Annotated in this window: 19 protein-coding genes; 10 read left to right on the forward strand and 9 right to left on the reverse strand. The window is 65.1% G+C overall.

The genetic code is table 11. The annotated features are described in order from the left end of the window. Positions 1-71: 71 nt before the first annotated feature. The gene (locus J2R76_RS08910; protein ID WP_076832102.1) at positions 72-854 is read right to left on the reverse strand and encodes an SDR family NAD(P)-dependent oxidoreductase; all 783 of its coding nucleotides are present in this window, start codon (positions 852-854) and stop codon (positions 72-74) included. 34 nt (positions 855-888) lie between these two features. After that, positions 889-1,479, reverse strand: coding sequence for an NADPH-dependent FMN reductase (locus J2R76_RS08915; RefSeq protein ID WP_057019944.1), 591 nt, complete (start codon positions 1,477-1,479; stop codon positions 889-891). Positions 1,480-1,671: 192 nt separating this feature from the next. On the opposite strand from J2R76_RS08915, the gene J2R76_RS08920 reads away from it, so the two are divergent. Together J2R76_RS08920 and J2R76_RS08925 are read left to right on the forward strand one after the other, a co-directional pair. Next, complete coding sequence (locus J2R76_RS08920; protein WP_076832099.1) at positions 1,672-1,926, forward strand: hypothetical protein; 255 nt, start codon at positions 1,672-1,674, stop codon at positions 1,924-1,926. Between the two features lie 164 nt (positions 1,927-2,090). Then, positions 2,091-4,172 carry a methyl-accepting chemotaxis protein gene (locus J2R76_RS08925; RefSeq protein WP_076832096.1) on the forward strand — a complete coding sequence of 694 codons (2,082 nt, stop codon included), beginning with the start codon at positions 2,091-2,093 and terminating at the stop codon, positions 4,170-4,172. A 149-nt stretch (positions 4,173-4,321) separates the two neighbouring features. Here J2R76_RS08925 and J2R76_RS08930 read toward each other — a convergent pair whose 3' ends face one another. Further along, the gene (locus J2R76_RS08930; protein ID WP_016843936.1) at positions 4,322-5,485 is read right to left on the reverse strand and encodes an acyl-CoA dehydrogenase family protein; all 1,164 of its coding nucleotides are present in this window, start codon (positions 5,483-5,485) and stop codon (positions 4,322-4,324) included. 234 nt (positions 5,486-5,719) lie between these two features. Beyond that, positions 5,720-6,397, reverse strand: coding sequence for a nitroreductase (locus J2R76_RS08935; RefSeq protein ID WP_057019941.1), 678 nt, complete (start codon positions 6,395-6,397; stop codon positions 5,720-5,722). A 150-nt stretch (positions 6,398-6,547) separates the two neighbouring features. On the opposite strand from J2R76_RS08935, the gene J2R76_RS08940 reads away from it, so the two are divergent. Next, a complete protein-coding gene (locus tag J2R76_RS08940) occupies positions 6,548-6,796 on the forward strand; it encodes a hypothetical protein (protein WP_021079659.1) in 249 nt (82 codons plus the stop codon). 125 nt (positions 6,797-6,921) lie between these two features. Here J2R76_RS08940 and J2R76_RS08945 read toward each other — a convergent pair whose 3' ends face one another. Further along, positions 6,922-7,167, reverse strand: coding sequence for a hypothetical protein (locus J2R76_RS08945; protein ID WP_076832093.1), 246 nt, complete (start codon positions 7,165-7,167; stop codon positions 6,922-6,924). Positions 7,168-7,238: 71 nt separating this feature from the next. After that, positions 7,239-8,207 carry an AraC family transcriptional regulator gene (locus J2R76_RS08950; RefSeq protein ID WP_076832090.1) on the reverse strand — a complete coding sequence of 323 codons (969 nt, stop codon included), beginning with the start codon at positions 8,205-8,207 and terminating at the stop codon, positions 7,239-7,241. A 393-nt stretch (positions 8,208-8,600) separates the two neighbouring features. Between J2R76_RS08950 and J2R76_RS08955 the strand changes: the two genes are divergently transcribed. From J2R76_RS08955 to J2R76_RS08965, 3 genes are read left to right on the forward strand one after another with little or no spacing between them, the layout of a single operon-like run. After that, positions 8,601-9,314: a DUF2336 domain-containing protein gene (locus J2R76_RS08955; RefSeq protein WP_158074229.1), complete on the forward strand. Its 714-nt coding sequence runs from the start codon at positions 8,601-8,603 to the stop codon at positions 9,312-9,314. A 4-nt stretch (positions 9,315-9,318) separates the two neighbouring features. Continuing rightward, positions 9,319-9,621 carry a PilZ domain-containing protein gene (locus J2R76_RS08960; RefSeq protein ID WP_057019938.1) on the forward strand — a complete coding sequence of 101 codons (303 nt, stop codon included), beginning with the start codon at positions 9,319-9,321 and terminating at the stop codon, positions 9,619-9,621. Positions 9,622-9,671: 50 nt separating this feature from the next. Then, complete coding sequence (locus J2R76_RS08965; protein ID WP_076832084.1) at positions 9,672-9,863, forward strand: hypothetical protein; 192 nt, start codon at positions 9,672-9,674, stop codon at positions 9,861-9,863. 25 nt (positions 9,864-9,888) lie between these two features. Here the strand turns inward: J2R76_RS08965 and J2R76_RS08970 are convergent, their stop codons facing one another. Beyond that, positions 9,889-10,764, reverse strand: coding sequence for an MBL fold metallo-hydrolase (locus tag J2R76_RS08970; protein ID WP_076832081.1), 876 nt, complete (start codon positions 10,762-10,764; stop codon positions 9,889-9,891). 110 nt (positions 10,765-10,874) lie between these two features. Here J2R76_RS08970 and J2R76_RS08975 point away from each other — a divergent pair, with 110 nt between their 5' ends. From J2R76_RS08975 to J2R76_RS08985, 3 genes are all read left to right on the forward strand, one after another. Further along, the gene (locus tag J2R76_RS08975; RefSeq protein ID WP_083715153.1) at positions 10,875-11,786 is read left to right on the forward strand and encodes a dienelactone hydrolase family protein; all 912 of its coding nucleotides are present in this window, start codon (positions 10,875-10,877) and stop codon (positions 11,784-11,786) included. 65 nt (positions 11,787-11,851) lie between these two features. Next, complete coding sequence (locus J2R76_RS08980; protein WP_076832075.1) at positions 11,852-12,826, forward strand: glycerophosphodiester phosphodiesterase family protein; 975 nt, start codon at positions 11,852-11,854, stop codon at positions 12,824-12,826. A 76-nt stretch (positions 12,827-12,902) separates the two neighbouring features. Continuing rightward, positions 12,903-13,535, forward strand: coding sequence for a DapH/DapD/GlmU-related protein (locus tag J2R76_RS08985; protein WP_076832073.1), 633 nt, complete (start codon positions 12,903-12,905; stop codon positions 13,533-13,535). A gap of 1 nt (position 13,536) precedes the next feature. On the opposite strand, the gene J2R76_RS08990 is transcribed toward J2R76_RS08985, so the two are convergent. Then, positions 13,537-15,159, reverse strand: a complete 1,623-nt coding sequence (locus J2R76_RS08990) for an ABC-F family ATP-binding cassette domain-containing protein (protein ID WP_028344860.1) — start codon at positions 15,157-15,159, stop codon at positions 13,537-13,539. Between the two features lie 159 nt (positions 15,160-15,318). On the opposite strand from J2R76_RS08990, the gene J2R76_RS08995 reads away from it, so the two are divergent. Further along, the gene (locus J2R76_RS08995) at positions 15,319-15,762 is read left to right on the forward strand and encodes a DMT family transporter (protein ID WP_016843015.1); all 444 of its coding nucleotides are present in this window, start codon (positions 15,319-15,321) and stop codon (positions 15,760-15,762) included. A 10-nt stretch (positions 15,763-15,772) separates the two neighbouring features. Here J2R76_RS08995 and J2R76_RS09000 read toward each other — a convergent pair whose 3' ends face one another. Beyond that, positions 15,773-16,477 (reverse strand): GrlR family regulatory protein, encoded by a 705-nt coding sequence (locus J2R76_RS09000; protein WP_057019933.1) that lies wholly within the window; start codon positions 16,475-16,477, stop codon positions 15,773-15,775. Positions 16,478-16,662 lie beyond the last annotated feature (185 nt).

The raw sequence follows: 16,662 nt of genomic DNA on the forward strand, positions 1-16,662 counted from the left end.
CGAAGCCTGTCCCACACTTGATGCGGGATGGGCACCGGTTCGCGTGAAGAAAACGCGTCAGACAAGAATCCTCAATCGAGCTCCGGCGGCGCGAACCAGTTGGTCAGCGACAGGCCGCCGTCGACCACGATCGACGCCCCGGTGACGTAACCCGAGAGCTTGTGCGAGAGCACGGCAAGCGCCATCGGCGCCAGATCGTCCGCCTGGCCAAGCCGCCCGAGCGGAATGTGCTTTGCCAGCGCCGGATCGGCGACGAAGCCGCCGGCCGCGATCGCGCCGGGCACCAGCGCATTGACGCGGATGCCATAGCGGCCCCAGCTCTTGGCAAGCTCCTTCACCAGCATCGCCATGCCGGCCTTCGCGGTCGAGTAATGCGGCAGGTTGCGTGGCGTGCCGGCATGCAGCGAGGTGAGCAGCAGGAACGAGCCCGGCGTCTTCGCCGCGATCAGCCTGCGCGCCAGTTCGCGCGACAAATGAAAGCCGGCATCGAGATTGACCGCATGCATCTGCCGCCAGATCTCTTGATCGACGGCCATCGCATGATCGGCTTCGCGGCGCGGCGGCGAAGCACTGTGGACGAAATGGGTGACCTGTCCGAGCGAGGCTTGCGCATGCGCCAGCAGGGCGTCGCACGCCGCGTGCTGCGCGAGATCGCCAACCCAGCTGACCGCGAGTTCAGGACGCGGCGCGGCCTTGATCGCCGCCAGAACCCTGTCCTCATACAGATCGGCAAACACCGTCCGCACACCTTCGCCGACCAGGGCCTGCGCAATGGCGCGGCCGATGCCGTTGCCCGCGCCGGTGACCAGGGCGGTCTCGCATGCGGGATCGAACGGCGATGTGAAGAGGCCCATGATCGCGAAACTCCCGGGATTGGCAGACCTGCGCTCAGTAGGGCGGCGCCTTGCGCGCCCGCTGTGCCTTGGCGGCTTCGATCCACCAGGAAAAATCCTCGGCAAAGCGCGGAAAGGCGCGTTCGAGCGCCTTGCCGCCCTCGCCGATCGGCTTGCCCTCGGCCGACAGCGTCTGCGCGATCGGCCCCGCACCGATCGTGCTCGATACCACCACCATGCCCATCTCGGACAGCGTACCGTGCCAGGCGGTCGCGGCACGCACGCCGGCGAACCGCCCGGCCGAATAGCTTGCGATCGCCGCGGGACGCCAGAACCATTCCTCGAGGAAATGGTCGGTCAGGTTCTTCAGCCCGGGCTGAATGCCCCAATTGTATTCGCCGGTGACGAACAGGAAGCCGTCGGCGTCGCGGATTTTTCCGGCGAGCGTTTCGAGCACGGCCGGCGCCTGCCCCTTGGGATGTTCCTTGTACATCCGGTCGAGCATCGGCAGGCCGACCTCCTTGGCATCGATCAACTCGACATCGTTGCCGCGGGCACGAAGGCCGTCGACGACGAAGTGTGCCAGCCGGATGCCCATGCGATCCGAGCGATAGGAGCCGTAGAACACGAGTATGCGGTGGGTCATGGGGCGATCCTAGCACGGTGCGGCAACAGCGTCCTGCGGCGCGGGCGCGGTGAGCCGCCGCGCACAAGGCTTAACCGGCATGCCGGCTCGTTCCGCCAGCATTAAGCAATTCGTCGCAGGCCCTTCGCCGTGGCCAAAAATCGCCAGATTTGTTTTCTGGATATGTTTTCGCTTCGAGAAGGAGGAACCGACATGCGGATCGCAAAGCTGGTCTTCGCAGGCTCGCTCGCAGCCATCGCTGCCATTGCCACGCCTGCGCTGGGCAAGAGCACCGAGCGGCAGAAGGCCGACGACAAATCCACCACCACCACCACTTCGTCCGGCTGCCAGGCCTATCAGCAGGCCGCCGATGGCACCTGGAACCAGCTCCCCTGCGGCGAAGCGGGCTCGAACGGCGCCACCCAGCACCGCCCCGCGGCCAAGGGCGCTGACGACGACGAGCACTGACGTGTCACGCCCCGCCGCCACGCGCGGCCGGGCGATGCGGCGCCTTCGACTTCGGACCAAACCGCCGGGACCGTTGCGGCGGCTCCCGCATCATAAACCCAAGCTTAATGCACGCCCGCTACGGTTGAGGTCTCCCCTCTCTCGTCAAGAACGGCGCACATCCCATGAAAATCGGTACTCTCCTGACGGCCGCGATCGTCTCATTGTCCGCGGTCGGCGGCGGACTGGCGGCCTATGTCGCGGTGACCAAGTACCAGACCATGGATAAGGTCTCGACCGCGCAGAGCCGGCTCGAAATCGTCCGCGCCGTCGGCGACATCCCGCGCTACATGAACTCCGAACGCGGCATGTCCACCAACCTCTTGTTCAGCACCGGTGCGATCGACCAGAAGCAGATCACCGATCTCGACAAGCTGCGCAAGCTGACCGACGGCGCGCTCGCCAAGGTCAATCAGGTCCGCGCCACGCTGCCCGGCTCGCTCGACGACGGCGAAGCGGTTGCGAGCGCGATCGATGCGCTGAAGGCCAAGTTCGCCGCGCTCCGCGACGCGATCGAGAAGGCGATCGCAGGTCCGGTCGACGCCCGCCGTCCGGCGGCAACCAAGATCGTCGCCGACAACTCCGTCTTCAACGCCGGCGTCACCGTGCTGCTCGATGAGCAGGTGCGGCGCCTCGCCGGCCTTGACGGCAACGCCTACCGCCAGGCCAGCTACGCCAATGTCGCCTGGACGCTGCGCGACACCGGCGGCCTCAATGCCAGCCTGCACAAGGCGCTGGTCGGCGCCAAGCGCGTCGCGACCGAACAGGAAAAGCTGGAGCTGTTCCGCAGCACCGGCCGCACCGAGCAGATCCTCTCGACGCTGCAGGAGTTGCGCAACAATCCGGCGACATCAGCCAATGTCCTGACGGCGCTGGGCAAGATGCAGGCCGACTATGTCGAGCGCTTCGGCAAGGCGCTGAAGCTCGCCAAGGAAGGCGCGATCTCCGGCAAGTATGAGCAAGACGTCGAGACCTATTACGCCGAGTCCCAGATCGGCCTCGCCTCCATCATCACCGTGCGCGACGCATTCTACGAGAACGCCGAGCAAGGCCTTGCGGGCGCCTATTCGTCGGCGCGCTTCAGCTTCGTGGTGGCGCTGATCGGGCTGCTCGCGGTCGTTGCCGTCAGTGCCGGCCTGATCGTCATGGTCCGCCGCCGCATCCTCAACCCGATCGCGGCCCTCACCGGCCGGATGTCGCGTCTTGCCGCGGGCGAAGTTGCCGAGACGATCCCGGGCGCCGCGCGCAAGGACGAGATCGGCGCGATGGCCGCCGCCGTGCAGGTGTTCAAGGACAACAAGATCGAAGCCGATCGCCTCGCTGCCGAGAAGGAAGCCGAGAACGACGTCAAGATGCGCCGCGCCCGCGTGCTCGACGATCTGACCCGCGCCTTCGAAGCCAAGGTCACCGAGCTGGTCGGCGGATTGTCCGCGGCATCCTCGGTGATGGAGGACACGGCGCAATCGATGTCGGCCACCGCCGCCGCCACCAACCGCCAAGCCGCAATCGTCGCCGCGGCGTCCGATCAGACCTCGACCAACGTGCAGACGGTGGCGAGCGCCACCGAGGAGCTGACCTCCTCGATTTCGGAGATCGCCCGCCAGGTCGCGACCTCGACCGAGATCGCCGCGCGCGCGGTCGATCATGCCCGGCGTACCGGCGACACCGCGCGCTCGCTGGCCGAGGGCGCGCAGAAGATCGGCGACGTCGTGACGCTGATCCAGAGCATCGCGGCACAGACCAATCTGCTGGCGCTCAACGCCACCATCGAGGCGGCCCGCGCCGGCGAGGCCGGCCGCGGCTTTGCCGTGGTCGCGTCCGAGGTGAAGTCGCTGGCCGGCCAGACCGCGAAGGCAACCACGGAGATCTCCGAGCAGATCACCGCGATCCAGACCGCGAGCGACGAGACCGTGACGGCGATCCGCAGCGTCATCGACGTCATCACCGAGATCGACCAGATCGGCACCGCGATTGCCGCCGCGATCGAGGAACAGGGCTCGGCGACCAAGGAGATCTCGCGCAGCGTTCAGGAAGCCGCGCGCGGTACCCAGGAGGTCAATTCCAACATCTCCGGCGTGCAGCGCGCCGCGGACGACACCGGCGGCGCCGCGAACCAGGTGCTGGGCGCGGCCGAACAGCTCTCGACGCAGTCCAAGGACCTCGCCGGCCAGGTCAACCGCTTCCTGTCCGACGTGCGGGCCGCGTAATCGAGACCACGTGGCGACCACGTGGCAGGTTTTCTCCTCGTCATTGCGAGGAGCGACAGCGACGAAGCAATCCATGTCTCCACTGCGGCACGATGGATTGCTTCGCTTGCGCTCGCAATGACGGGTTTGCTTGAGGGCCGCGCGCCCTGCTAGCCGCCGCGCAGGCCGAGCACGCGGCGGGCGATCGCCTGGCGATGCACCTCGCTCGGGCCTTCGTAGACCCGCATCAGGCGGGCCTTCTGCCACAGCGCGTTCAGCGGCAATTCCAGCGTCACGCCGAGCGCGCCGAGCGTCTGCATGGCGTGGTCGCAGGCGTCATAGGCCATCTCGGTCGCGAACACCTTGATCATCGAGGCCTCGTGGCGGATGTCCTCGCCGCGGTCGGTCTTGTCGGCGGCCTCGCGCACCATCAGCCGGCACGCATGCATGCGCGTGGAGATATCGGCGATCCACCACTGGATCGCCTGGCGCTCGGCGAGCTTGACGCCGAACGTCTCGCGCTGTTTGGCGTGCTCGCACATCATGTCGAGCGCACGCTTGGTGATGCCGACGCAGGTAGATCCCATCTCGAGCCGCCGCGTGCGCAGCCGCAGCTGCATCGGCGCGTAGCCCTTGCCGACCTCGCCCAGTACGGAGTCCTTCGGGATGCGGCAGTCCTCGAACACGATCTCATAGGTCGAGCCGCCGCCGACCATCGGAATCTCGCGCTCGATGATGAAGCCCGCCGTGCCCTTCTCGACGATGAAGGAGGTGATGCCGCCCTGGCGCTGATCGTTGCCGACCCGCGCCATCACGATGATGAAGTCGGCGGCGCGCGCATTGCTGATCCAGATCTTGCGGCCGTTGAGCACCCACTGTTCGCCTTCGAGCACCGCGCGCGTCTTCATGCCCGCGGGATCGCCGCCGGCTCCGGGCTCGGAGATCGCGATCGCCGAGGCCATCCGGCCTTCGATATAGGGCTGCAGATATTTCTTCTTCTGCGCGTCGGTACCGACCGCCTGCAGCATGCGCAAGTTCGGCGAGTCCGGCGGCAGCACGAACGGCACGCAACTGCGGCCGAGTTCTTCGTGTACCGCAGCCATCGTGCGCGTCGGCAGGTCGTGGCCACCGAGATCCTCGGGCGCATCGAGGCCCCAGAGGCCGAGCTCCTTCGAGACGTCGCGCAGCCGCTTGCGCTGTTCCGACGTGAGCTCGGGGTGATCGCTGCCGGGCAGCTTCGATTTCAGATAGTGCGGCTCGAGCGGGATCAGTTCGCGATCGACGAATCTCGCGACGGTCTCGCGGATCATAGCTGTCTGTTCATCGTCGCTCATCTGGGATTCCTCGCCCGCGCTGTTGTGCTTCAAAAAACCAGTAGCGCATTTTTTACCGGCGAGAATAGCGGAAACGCTCAGCCGTGCTCACGCTCGCGCGATGGTTTCACGGCGCGGAATTCAATATCCCGCGGCGTGGTCGGCGCGTACGCAAATGCGCCGACCACGCCCGTGCATCGCGCAACCGAGCGTGCCGCACGAGGTTGTTCCCCTGAGCAAGCGAACGACGCGGCGCTAATCGGCAAAGCCGACGTAGCGGACAAAATCGTTGTTGGCCTCGCGGTCGGAGCGTACCGCATTGGCGGCAAAGCCGTCGTCGGGATAGCCCATTGCGACGCAGGTCATGATCACCTCGTCTTCCGGGATGTCGGCGACCTCGCGCACGATGTCGGAGCGCATGATGCCCTGGCCGTTGATCACGCTGCCAAGGCCGCGATCCCAGGCTGCGAGCACGATGCCGTAGCAGAGCGCGCCGAGATCGAAATGGCAGACCGCGCCCGGATCGAGGATCCGGTCGTAGGTCAGGACCAGCGACACCGGAGCATCGAACTGGCGGAAGCCGCGCAGCACCCAATCCTGCCGCATCGGCTTGTCATCGCGGGCGATCCCCATCGCCCCGAACAGCTTCTTGGCGATGTCGACCTGGCGGCCGCGGTGCACGCCCTGGTATTCGCCATGGCCGACGATGTCGCGCTTCACCTTGGCACCGGCGACCATCTCTTCCATGTTGCGGCGGCGCACTTCCTCCAGCGGCGCCCCGGTCAGGACGTGAACGTGCCAGGGCTGGGTGTTCATCGAGGACGGCGCGCGCTTGGCCACCTCGATGATCTCCTCGACGGTCGCCCGCGACACCGGCTGCTTCTTGAACCCGCGCACGCTTTTGCGTGACTGTACCAGCGTCTCGAATTCCATTCCGCGCTTCCCCGATTTTGTTCCGCGCTGCGCGCGGAATTTCCTTGATCTGATCGGGGTATTTTATCGACAAAATCGGCCATGGGAACTTGATCGGGCCAAGAATCCCGTATCCAATCCGGCCACTGGTTTGGTTTAGGGAGAACCCAGATGAAGCGGATTTTCTTGGCGGCAGTGATCGCGACCTTTGCCGCCGGTTCGGCATTTGCACAGGACGCCTCCTGCGAGACGAAAGCCGTCGGCAAGGACGGCAAGCCGCTGGCCGGCGCGGCCAAGACCTCGTTCATGAAGAAGTGCACGACGGACGCCTGCGAGACCAAGGCAGTCGGCTCCGACGGCAAGAAGCTCGCCGGCGCGGCCAAGACCTCGTTCATGAAGAAGTGCCAGAGCGGCGCCTGAGCCTCTCGCCGACGCCTTTTCACCCCTCATCGGGACAGACTTCAATCGGGACAAACCATCGGGTCGCGCAGGGCGCGGCCCGAACGGCTATTGGCCGGTGGATCGCCCCTGATCGGCGGGCGCCCTCAGAACGATACGCCGACCCGCACACCCCTGCTCCAAACCCGCCGGCAACGCTTCCGGGTGTTGCCATGAAACATTTCGAAACGCTCCGGCAATTGGGTCGGCTTGGCAAATTCCAGGCAGGCCCCGCCGGCGGAATAGTCCACCAGCCGGCACTCGATCAGCGGCGCCTTCGGTTCAAGCTGGAGCTTGACCACACTGGACACGCATCCGCTCGGACGAACACGCGCAAATCTCCGGGGATGCATTGCCGTCGCCTCTGGTGAAATCGTACCCACAGGCTCGTCGGCGGCCGTTAAGATTCCGTTCAGATCGATGGTTACGAACCGTGTCCGCGGGACGGATCGGCGCGGGTGGCGCCCGGACGGCGCGAGGCGGCCAGTGTTTCGGATGGCGCTTCCCCGAACTGCGACCGATAGCTGCGCGAAAAATCGCTCAAGTGCCAAAATCCGTAGGCCAGCGCGCACATCTTGACGCTGGGCGCACCGGCCAGCAGTTGCTGGCGCACCAGCCAGAGCCGGCGCAACCGCAAATAGCGATGCAGGCTGACGCCCCGGTAGCGCTGGATGGCGTCATGCAGCGTGCGCACCGACACGCCGATCTGCCTGGCCAGTTCGCCGCTGTAGATCGGGTGCGCCACGTCGCCTGCCAGAATTGCGCGCGCGTCGTTGAAGACCTTGAACTGGCGCGTCGTGTTGGCCCGCGTCGTCCACTTGGCCGGCACGATCTCGGCGAAGGCGTTGTCGATCGCGGCAAGCAGCGTCTCCTTGATCGACTCGCCGCTGGCGAACGGGGCATCATCGGTCGGCTGCGAGGTCACGAGCAGGATGTGCCTCACCACTTCGCGCAGCCGATCCTGCGCGCGTTGAGAAATTTCGTGAATGCTGAAATGGAGACCCGCCTGCGGCCAGCCGCGGTCGACAATCTCCGGCGTAAACATCACCGAGGCATATTGGCGGGGCGTCTCCTCCACCGACGAGTAGAACGCGCCGCCGCCACCGAGCACAATGACCGCGCGATCGCGCTCGACGCCGTTGAAGCGAATCGGGACCCCGTCATCCATCGTGAAGCCGACCGCAGTGGTGTGCGGCGCAAGCTGTGCGTCGACGATCCGCGGAAAGGACTGCGTGTAGTTGAGCTCGCATCCCGGCAAACTCAGGATGACCTGCTCGGCCGAAATCTTCCGCGCGAGTGGCGTGAAATCAACATCCAGATTTCGGATCGAACTCCGGAATGCATCAACATCGTCAAAACGAAAGACTCTCGGCACCGGTAATGGCGCCGTCAAATGACCGCTCCCGTGAAATGCTCTTGAAAAATTGCGCGCGACGCGGCGCCTTGCGCGCCGGCCGCATCAATAAATTCCATGCACAAAATGCGAATCGTCCAATAGGTTCAATCAGGAAAAATGCGGTCCGTTCGTCGAACCGGACAATCCGCCAATGTAACGCGGCTGCCGAATTTCGATAGTCTTTAGCGGGATATCCACCGCCGCAATCGGCCCTCCCCATCAATTTCTATACCCCTATTAAAGATTCGAGGAGCAAATTGGCATCGGGAACGATGATGTTCCTCGTCGCGGACCATTTTAGAGACCGCAATGACAGTCATTGCCTCGCCCGATCTTATTGCCAAACTCGACCATGTCTTGAAAGCTGGCTCGCCCGACCTCCGCACGCGGATGCTGCAGGAGGTGGCTGGGCTGTTTCTCGAAGACGCTCACCGCCTCAGCGCGCACCACGTCGAGATGTTCGACGGCATCCTGGTCCGCCTGACCGAGAACGTCGAACTACGGACCCTGACCACGCTCAGCCGCTCGTTTGCCGATTTGCGCCTAGTGCCGCGGGAACTCGCGCGCCGTCTGGCCAACCATGACGACGCCGATGTCGCCGCTCCGATCCTGCGCAAATGCGAATGCCTCCCCGATGCCGACCTGATCGACATCGCCTGGATGCGGGCCGAGGGACACCTCTGCGCGATCGCAGGACGCAAGGCCGTCAATGCGGAGCTCACGGACATTCTCCTGATGCGAGGCGACACCAGCGTGCTTCGGGTCCTCGCGCGCAATCCCGGCGCTGAACTGACCGGCGCGGGCCTCGCCATGATGGTCGATGCTGCCGAGCGCGACGACGACATCGCCGACGGATTGATCTCGCGCAAGGATCTACCTCGCCGCGTTCTTGCCGACCTCGTTATGCGGTCCACGCCGCGCCAGCAGGCCCGGCTGCTCAAGCTTGCGCGGCCCGATCTTCAGGACACGATCCGCGCTGCAATCGATGCCAGCGCAGCCCGCGCCTCCGCGACCCCACCAGCCACAATCGACGATGCGGAGGCGCGGGCCACGGTAACGACGAAGCGCTCCCGGGCAGGAAGCGCTCTCAGGTCGTGCGAGTGATGCAATGACGTATGGTGACCGCAGGGCGGAACGCGTCAGGCTCGAGACGCGCTATCCCGTCAATCTCATGGGTGTCGACGGCACGTGGCGGCGGAGTTGCATCCTGCTCGACGTCTCGCAGAGCGGGGCCCGGCTCGAGGTCGACGGATCGCTCGATGTGCTGAAGGCCCAGGAGTTCTTCCTGGTGCTGTCCTCGCGTGGACTGGCCTTCCGCCGCTGCGAGCTCGTTCGCGTCGACGGTGCCGAGATCGGCGTGAGGTTCATCGAAGAGAGACGGCGAAAGGGACGCCCCGTCATTCCAAGGTGAGGATTGCAAAATGAGGATTGGCGCAACCGGCCCGAAGGGAAGTTGACGACATGACCGTACAGAGAGCGACCAACATCAGGGTATCGACCGCCTCCGCCGCACCGTTGCGCGGGACCATCGAGATCGACTGCGCCGGCACCGTCGCGACGTTTGCGATCGACGAGGAAATGGCGCATCGCCTGTGCGCCGATCTGGAACGGTTTCTGACCCAGGTCCCGCGCCGGACCCGCGCAGCGCGGTGACCTTGAGCTGCCGACTGTCGCGCGCCTACTCCCGCTTGAAGCGATAGTCGAAGCGATCGCCATCCGCCTTGATCAGGCCGACCGTCGGGGCCGGAAAATGGATCGGCAGGATCAGCGTGTCGGTCTCGGCAACGGAGGCAAAGAATTTCCGCCGCGATATCGCCGACTGCTTCGGGTCCCAATCGGGCTTGGCCGACCATTCCGGTTCGCGGCACTGGATTGCATGGTGCATCAGGTCGCCGGCGACCACCGCGCGCTGCCCCTTCGAGAAGATGTTGATGCAGCAATGGCAGGGCGAATGGCCCGGGGTCGGCGTCAGCGTCACGGTGTCGTCGAGCGCGTAGTCGTCGTCGACCAGGAGCGCCTGCCCGGCCTCGACGATCGGCAGGCAATTGTCGCGGAACACCGTACCGGGCGGATTGGCGCCCTTGGCGTTCTCGGCCTCCCAGGCCGCATACTCGCCCTTGTGGAAGACGTATTTCGCGTTCGGGAAGGTCGGCACCCAGCGCCCGTCGCGCAGCGTCGTATTCCAGCCGGTGTGGTCGATGTGCAGATGGGTGCAGAACACATAATCGATCTGCTCATAGGAGATGCCGAGCGCGAACAGCTCGTCGCGCCAGCGCTCCTTGCCCGGGAAGTCGAACGGCGGCGGGTGTCCCTTGTCCTCGCCGGTGCAGGTATCGACCAGGATGGTGTAGCGCGGCGTCCGCACCACGAAGGTCTGATAGGTGATCACCATCATGCCGCGCGCGGCATCGAAGACCTCCGGCTCCATCGTCTTCAGATGATGCTTGAACACATCGTCGTTGTAGGTCGGGAAGAAATCCTGCGGCCGCCGCCACGGTCCTTCGCGCTCGATTACCGCGTCGATCGTGATGTCGCCGATCCTGATCTGCTTCATGGTTGTTTCGCTCCCGGTTTTTTGTAAAGCGTAGCGGGCGGCACCTCGCCTCACAAGCCGAGCGCCGTGCAGCACGCCATGCGGCTTTGCATTGCTGGAGGGAAACAACCATGCCGCAATTCATCCGAAATCCTGCTCATGCTGCGGGAATGACCCATTGCGCGATTCCGATCGTCCTCCTGACGCTCACGACATTGCCGACAGCGGCGGCAGCCGCGCCCGACACCGTTTTCTTTCCGAGCGCCGACGGCAAGACCGAGATCGTCGGCTACCTGTTCAGGCCGCAAACGCCGGGCCCGTACCCTGCCATCGTGCTGCTGCACGGCCGCGGCGGCCCCTATTCGACCAATGTCAACAAGGACTGCACGCTGGTGTCGCGAACCAATCCGTCGGCGGCCTGCAATGCCGGCAGCCTGTCCAAGCGCCACGCGATGTGGGGACAGTATTGGGCCGACCACGGCTATTTCGCGCTGCTGCCGGACAGTTTTGGTCCGCGCGGCAAGGCGCACGGCTTCGGCCGCTACACGCATGACGATCCTGATCGCAGCGACGTCAATGAAAAGACTGTGCGGCCGCTAGACGCCGAGGGCGCGCTGAGCTGGCTGCGCAGCCAGAAGGAGATCAGCAGCAACCGCATCTTCCTGCAGGGATGGTCGAATGGCGGCAGCACCGCGCTGAACGTGATGCAGCGGCAAGGCGCGACGACGTCGGGGTATCGCGCCGCGCTCGTGTTCTATCCGGGCTGCGGGCCGGCCGCGCTGCTGGCGCAGACGCTCGGGTCGGCAGCACCGATCACGATGTTGCTCGGCACGGACGACGAGGAAGTATCGCCCGACCGCTGCCGGGACGTCGCCAGCCGCTCCGTTGCTGCCGGCAGCAAGATCGACGTCGTGGTTTATCCGGGTGCCACCCACGATTTCGACGATCCCGGCCGTCGCCGCCAGTCGAATCCCGCCAACAGCGCGGCGCTCCAGGACGCGATGGTGCGGGCGATTGCCGCAATCGACGGCTTGAAGGATTAGGCCGCCGCAAATCGACCAGAAAGCACCCCTACCCGGGCCGGCGATCCAGCAAGGAACCGAGTCGCTTGGGCAGGAAACTGAAATACGCGGCAGCGGCGATCGTTGCCGTCGCCGCCGCAATCTACCTCAACAACACGAACCTTCTCGCAACGCATGCCGGCGGCAAGCCGGTGCTGCTCGCCCATCGCGGCATGGCGCAGCGCTTCGACGAGCGCGACCTCAAGAACGACACCTGCACCGCGGCGCGCATGCTGCCGCCGACCCATGACTATCTCGAGAACACGATCCGCTCGATGCGGGCGAGCTTCGAGCGCGGCGCCGATATCGTCGAGCTCGACGTCCATCCGACGACCGACGGCGAGTTCGCGGTGTTTCACGACTGGACCGTCGATTGCCGCACCGATGGCCAGGGCGTCACCCGCGAACAGCCGATGGCGCGGCTGAAGATGCTCGATATCGGCTATGGCTACACGGCCGATGACGGCAAGACCTTCCCGTTCCGCGGCAAGGGCATCGGCCTGATGCCGTCGCTGGACGAGGTGCTTAAGACCTTTCCGGATCGCCGGCTCCTGATCAACGTCAAGAGCCGCGATCCCTCCGAAGGCGAGAAGCTCGCAACGGTCTTGAACCGGCTCGCCGCCGAACGGCGCAAGCTGATCATGGTTTATGGCGGCGACGAGCCGATCGAGACGATCCGGCGGCTTGCGCCGGAGACCCGAACCATTTCGCGCGCGACGCTCAAGAGATGCCTCGTCCGCTATATCGGCTATGGCTGGACCGGCATCGTGCCTGATGCCTGCCGCAACGCCATCGTGCTGGTGCCGATCAACTACGCGCCCTGGCTATGGGGATGGCCGGACCGCTTCCTCAACCGCATGGCCGCGGCCAACAGCGCGGTCTTCGTGCTCGGGCCTTATCAGGGCGGCGAATTCTCGACCGGGGTCGACGATGCCGACCTGTTCCGGCGCCTGCCCGAAAGCTATTCCGGCGGGATCTGGACCAACGAAATCGAGACCATCGCCCGCCTCGCCGGGCGTTAGATCCGGCCTCCTCCTGTCATCTCTCCGTCATAGAAATTGTGCGACTGAAGCGGCTCGTCGCATCGAGGACAACGCTATGAACGCACCGAGCCTGACCGGCCCCAAGATCGCCGAAACCGTCATCGAGCCGACGGTCAAGCTGCGCGAGGTCAGGGTCGGACGTTGCTGTGAGGTTCTCGGCGACACCGCGATCGAATACACCGAGCTTGGCGACTACTCCTATCTCGGCAGCGGCTGCATCGTCGCCGACGCCGTGATCGGCCGCTTCTGCGCGATCGCGGCGCAGGTCCGGATCGGCGCGCCCAATCATCCGCTCGAGCGCCCCTCCCAGCATCGCTTCACCTATTGTCCGGAATATTACACCGCCTCAGCCGAGCGCGATCACGACTTCTTCAGGAACCGACGCGCGGATCGCGTCGTGATCGGTAACGACGTCTGGATCGGCCACGGCGTGATCGTGCTGCCCGGCGTCACTGTCGGAGACGGCGCGGTGCTGGCGGCCGGCGCCGTGGTCTCGCGCGATGTCGCGCCCTACACCATCGTCGGCGGCGTGCCGGCCCGGCCGATCAAGGAGCGGTTCAACCGCAAGATCGCCGCCGAGCTGTCGCAGATCGCCTGGTGGAACTGGCCGGCTGAAACCATCTGGGAGCGCCTGCCGGAATTCCAGTCCGGCGACGTCGAGGCGTTTTGCGCGCGATGGCGGACTTGAGCTAGCTCCGCAGTCCCGGCGCTTCCTGGCCGGTACGCGCGACATACTCAGTGTAGCCGCCGCCATATTGGTGGATGCCGTCAGGGGTCAGCTCCAGCACGCGGTTGGAAAGCGCGGCGAGGAAGTGCCGGTCGTGCGAGACGAACAGCATCGTGCCTTCGAACTCGGAGAGCGCTGATATCAGCATTTCCTTCGTGGCGAGATCGAGATGGTTGGTCGGCTCGTCGAGCACCAGGAAGTTCGGCGGATCGAACAGCATCTTGGCCATCACCAGCCGCGCCTTCTCGCCACCCGAGAGTACCCGGCACTTCTTCTCGACGTCGTCGCCGGAGAAGCCGAAGCAGCCGGCCAGCGCGCGAAGGCTGCCCTGGCCGGCCTGCGGAAACGCGTCCTCCAGCGACTGGAACACGGTGCGCTCGCCATCGAGCAGGTCCATCGCATGCTGGGCGAAATAGCCCATCTTGACGCTGCCGCCGACCGCGACCGCGCCGTCGTCGGGCTCGGTTGAACCGGCGACCAGCTTCAGGAGCGTCGACTTGCCGGCACCGTTGATGCCCATCACGCACCAGCGCTCCTTGCGACGGATCATGAAGTCGAGGCCGTCATAGATGCGCTTGCTGCCATAGGCCTTGTGGACGTTCTTCAGGCTGACGACATCCTCGCCCGAGCGCGGCGCCGGCTGGAACTCGAACGCCACGGTCTGCCGTCGCCGCGGCGGCTCGACCCGCTCGATCTTGTCGAGCTTCTTGACCCGGCTCTGCACCTGGGCTGCGTGCGAGGCGCGCGCCTTGAAGCGCTCGATGAACTTGATCTCCTTGGCGAGCATCGCCTGCTGCCGCTCGAACTGCGCCTGCTGCTGCTTGTCGGAGAGCGCGCGCTGCTGTTCGTAGAACTCGTAATTGCCGGAATAGGTGGTGAGCTGGCCGGCGTCGATCTCGACCACCTTGTTGATGATCCGGTTGATGAACTCGCGGTCATGCGAGGTCATCAGCAGCGCGCCCTCATAACCCTTCAGGAACTGCTCGAGCCAGATCAGGCTTTCGAGATCGAGATGGTTGCTCGGCTCGTCGAGCAGCATGACGTCCGGACGCATCAGAAGAATACGCGCAAGCGCGACGCGCATCTTCCAGCCGCCGGATAGTTTGCCGACGTCGCCGTCCATCATCTCCTGGCTGAAGCCGAGACCCGCCAGCGCCTCGCGCGCGCGGCCGTCGAGCGCGTAGCCGTCGAGCTCCTCGAACTGATGCTGCACCTCGCCATAGCGCGCGATGATGTCATCCATCTCGTCGGCCTTGTCGGGGTCGGCCATTGCGGCCTCGAGTTCCCTGAGCTCGGCCGCGACCACGCTGACGGGCCCTGCCCCATCCATCACCTCGGCGACCGCGCTGCGGCCGGACATCTCGCCGACATCCTGGCTGAAATAGCCGATCGAAATGCCGCGATCGAGCGAGACCTGGCCCTCGTCCGGGATTTCCCGGCCCGAGATCATCCGGAACAGCGTGGTCTTGCCGGCGCCGTTCGGCCCGACGAGGCCGATCTTCTCGCCCTTCTGGAGCGCCGCGGAGGCTTCGATGAAGAGGATCTGGTGGCCGACTTGCTTGGAGACGTTATCGAGGCGGATCATGCTCTAATACTGGGGAACTGAGGGTTTGCGGCCTCTTATTCGATCTGGGCCGTGGGTGGAAGCCCATTCCGCAGGTTCGTGCCGCGTTTCGTGCATGCCACGATCGTTGCCAATCGAATATGACATGAAGCGGTTCGACGATCGGTTTTGGGGCATCTTATGCAAGTCTGGTTTCTCTATCTGCTCGCGCTCGGCGCCGGCATCTGCGTCGCCGTTCAGCAGGTCCTGAACGGCAATCTCAGGTCCGCCCTCAACTCGCCGGCCTGGGCCGGGCTCGTCAGCTATCTCGGCGGGCTCGTGACGATGGCGGTCGTGCTGGTCGCGACGCGCGAGCCGGTGCCGTCCTGGAAGCTGGTGACGGCGGTGCCGTGGTGGGCCTGGAGCGGCGGCGTCCTCGGCGGCATCTTTATCCTGCTGATGATCCTGCTGCTGCCGCCGCTCGGCGCCGCGACCCTGCTGGCACTGGTGGTTGCGGGTCAAATGCTCGCGGGCATCGCGATGGACCATTTTGGCCTGTTCGGGCTGGCGCAGCACCCGGTGTCGGTTTCACGGCTGGCCGGCATCGCGCTGATCATCGGCGGCGTGCTTCTGATCAAGGATTGACGGGCTCTCGTCAGGCGCGGCGCATCAGGCGCAATTCGGCGGACAGGCGAAGGCTGCGCTTGCCGGCCAGCGCGATGCCTTCGAGCTCGGCACCGTCCGCACGGCACGAACCGGCAAAACCGATGCCGACTTCATAACCGCCGAACACCGGGTACTCGCCCTTCGCCGGCGTATGCTCCTGGTTGACGATCTCGCCTCGCCAGCGGCCATCGGCCGACGAATACGAACCGAGATAGTAGAAGAACGCATCGCCGCCGAGGATGCGGCCGTCCATCAGCAGCATGACCCCGGTGAGCCCGGCATCGACACCGTCGAGCGCGCGCAGATGGATCGAGTACAGTCCGTTGACGATGCCGCCGGGACCGACCGCCCCGCGCGGCGGCAAGGCCTCGTCGTCGAGCGGCGCCAAATTCGCCCAGAACACGCCGTCCGGCATGGCGTCGGCCTTGCCCTCGAGCAGGATGGTGGACCCCTCGCTCCTGCCGCGCACCTTGATGACGGTGACGTCGGCGCCCATCAGCGGCTTGAAGTTCGGATCGTCATTGTGGCGCTCGGTGATCACCTCGGCGGCGATCTCGCCTTCCGTCACCTGATAGGTGCCGAGATGGGCAAAGGCCGAATTGCCGCCCAGCATCCTGCCGTCATGCATGCACATGATGCTGCGGCCGAATGCGCCGTTGATGCCGTACTCGACCTTGTAAAGTCCGTTGAGCACGCAAAAATCCAAAAAATAAAATTGATTCTATTCGCCCCATAGCACCAGGCCGAGCGCCGCACCATTGCGTCTTTTGGCGCAGGCACGCCCGCAATGTCCGGGTGTGGACAGCAGCCGATTCGTCGCTTAGCTGTAGGCACCGCCCGCGTCGTGCTGCGTCACGCGGGATCCGGTCTGCCGGTTCT

The sequence above is a fragment of the Bradyrhizobium sp. USDA 4532 genome, assembly GCF_024171315.1.
GTDB lineage: Bacteria > Pseudomonadota > Alphaproteobacteria > Rhizobiales > Xanthobacteraceae > Bradyrhizobium > Bradyrhizobium australafricanum.

Bases quoted from the DNA above. Each gene is read 5' to 3' on its own strand.
- J2R76_RS08910 (WP_076832102.1), bottom strand. From the start codon at position 854: ATGGGCCTCTTCACATCGCCGTTCGATCCCGCATGCGAGACCGCCCTG.
- J2R76_RS08915 (WP_057019944.1), bottom strand. From the start codon at position 1,479: ATGACCCACCGCATACTCGTGTTCTACGGCTCCTATCGCTCGGATCGC.
- J2R76_RS08920 (WP_076832099.1), top strand. From the start codon at position 1,672: ATGCGGATCGCAAAGCTGGTCTTCGCAGGCTCGCTCGCAGCCATCGCT.
- J2R76_RS08925 (WP_076832096.1), top strand. From the start codon at position 2,091: ATGAAAATCGGTACTCTCCTGACGGCCGCGATCGTCTCATTGTCCGCG.
- J2R76_RS08930 (WP_016843936.1), bottom strand. From the start codon at position 5,485: ATGAGCGACGATGAACAGACAGCTATGATCCGCGAGACCGTCGCGAGA.
- J2R76_RS08935 (WP_057019941.1), bottom strand. From the start codon at position 6,397: ATGGAATTCGAGACGCTGGTACAGTCACGCAAAAGCGTGCGCGGGTTC.
- J2R76_RS08940 (WP_021079659.1), top strand. From the start codon at position 6,548: ATGAAGCGGATTTTCTTGGCGGCAGTGATCGCGACCTTTGCCGCCGGT.
- J2R76_RS08945 (WP_076832093.1), bottom strand. From the start codon at position 7,167: ATGCATCCCCGGAGATTTGCGCGTGTTCGTCCGAGCGGATGCGTGTCC.
- J2R76_RS08955 (WP_158074229.1), top strand. From the start codon at position 8,601: ATGCTGCAGGAGGTGGCTGGGCTGTTTCTCGAAGACGCTCACCGCCTC.
- J2R76_RS08960 (WP_057019938.1), top strand. From the start codon at position 9,319: ATGACGTATGGTGACCGCAGGGCGGAACGCGTCAGGCTCGAGACGCGC.
- J2R76_RS08965 (WP_076832084.1), top strand. From the start codon at position 9,672: ATGACCGTACAGAGAGCGACCAACATCAGGGTATCGACCGCCTCCGCC.
- J2R76_RS08970 (WP_076832081.1), bottom strand. From the start codon at position 10,764: ATGAAGCAGATCAGGATCGGCGACATCACGATCGACGCGGTAATCGAG.
- J2R76_RS08975 (WP_083715153.1), top strand. From the start codon at position 10,875: ATGCCGCAATTCATCCGAAATCCTGCTCATGCTGCGGGAATGACCCAT.
- J2R76_RS08985 (WP_076832073.1), top strand. From the start codon at position 12,903: ATGAACGCACCGAGCCTGACCGGCCCCAAGATCGCCGAAACCGTCATC.
- J2R76_RS08990 (WP_028344860.1), bottom strand. From the start codon at position 15,159: ATGATCCGCCTCGATAACGTCTCCAAGCAAGTCGGCCACCAGATCCTC.
- J2R76_RS08995 (WP_016843015.1), top strand. From the start codon at position 15,319: ATGCAAGTCTGGTTTCTCTATCTGCTCGCGCTCGGCGCCGGCATCTGC.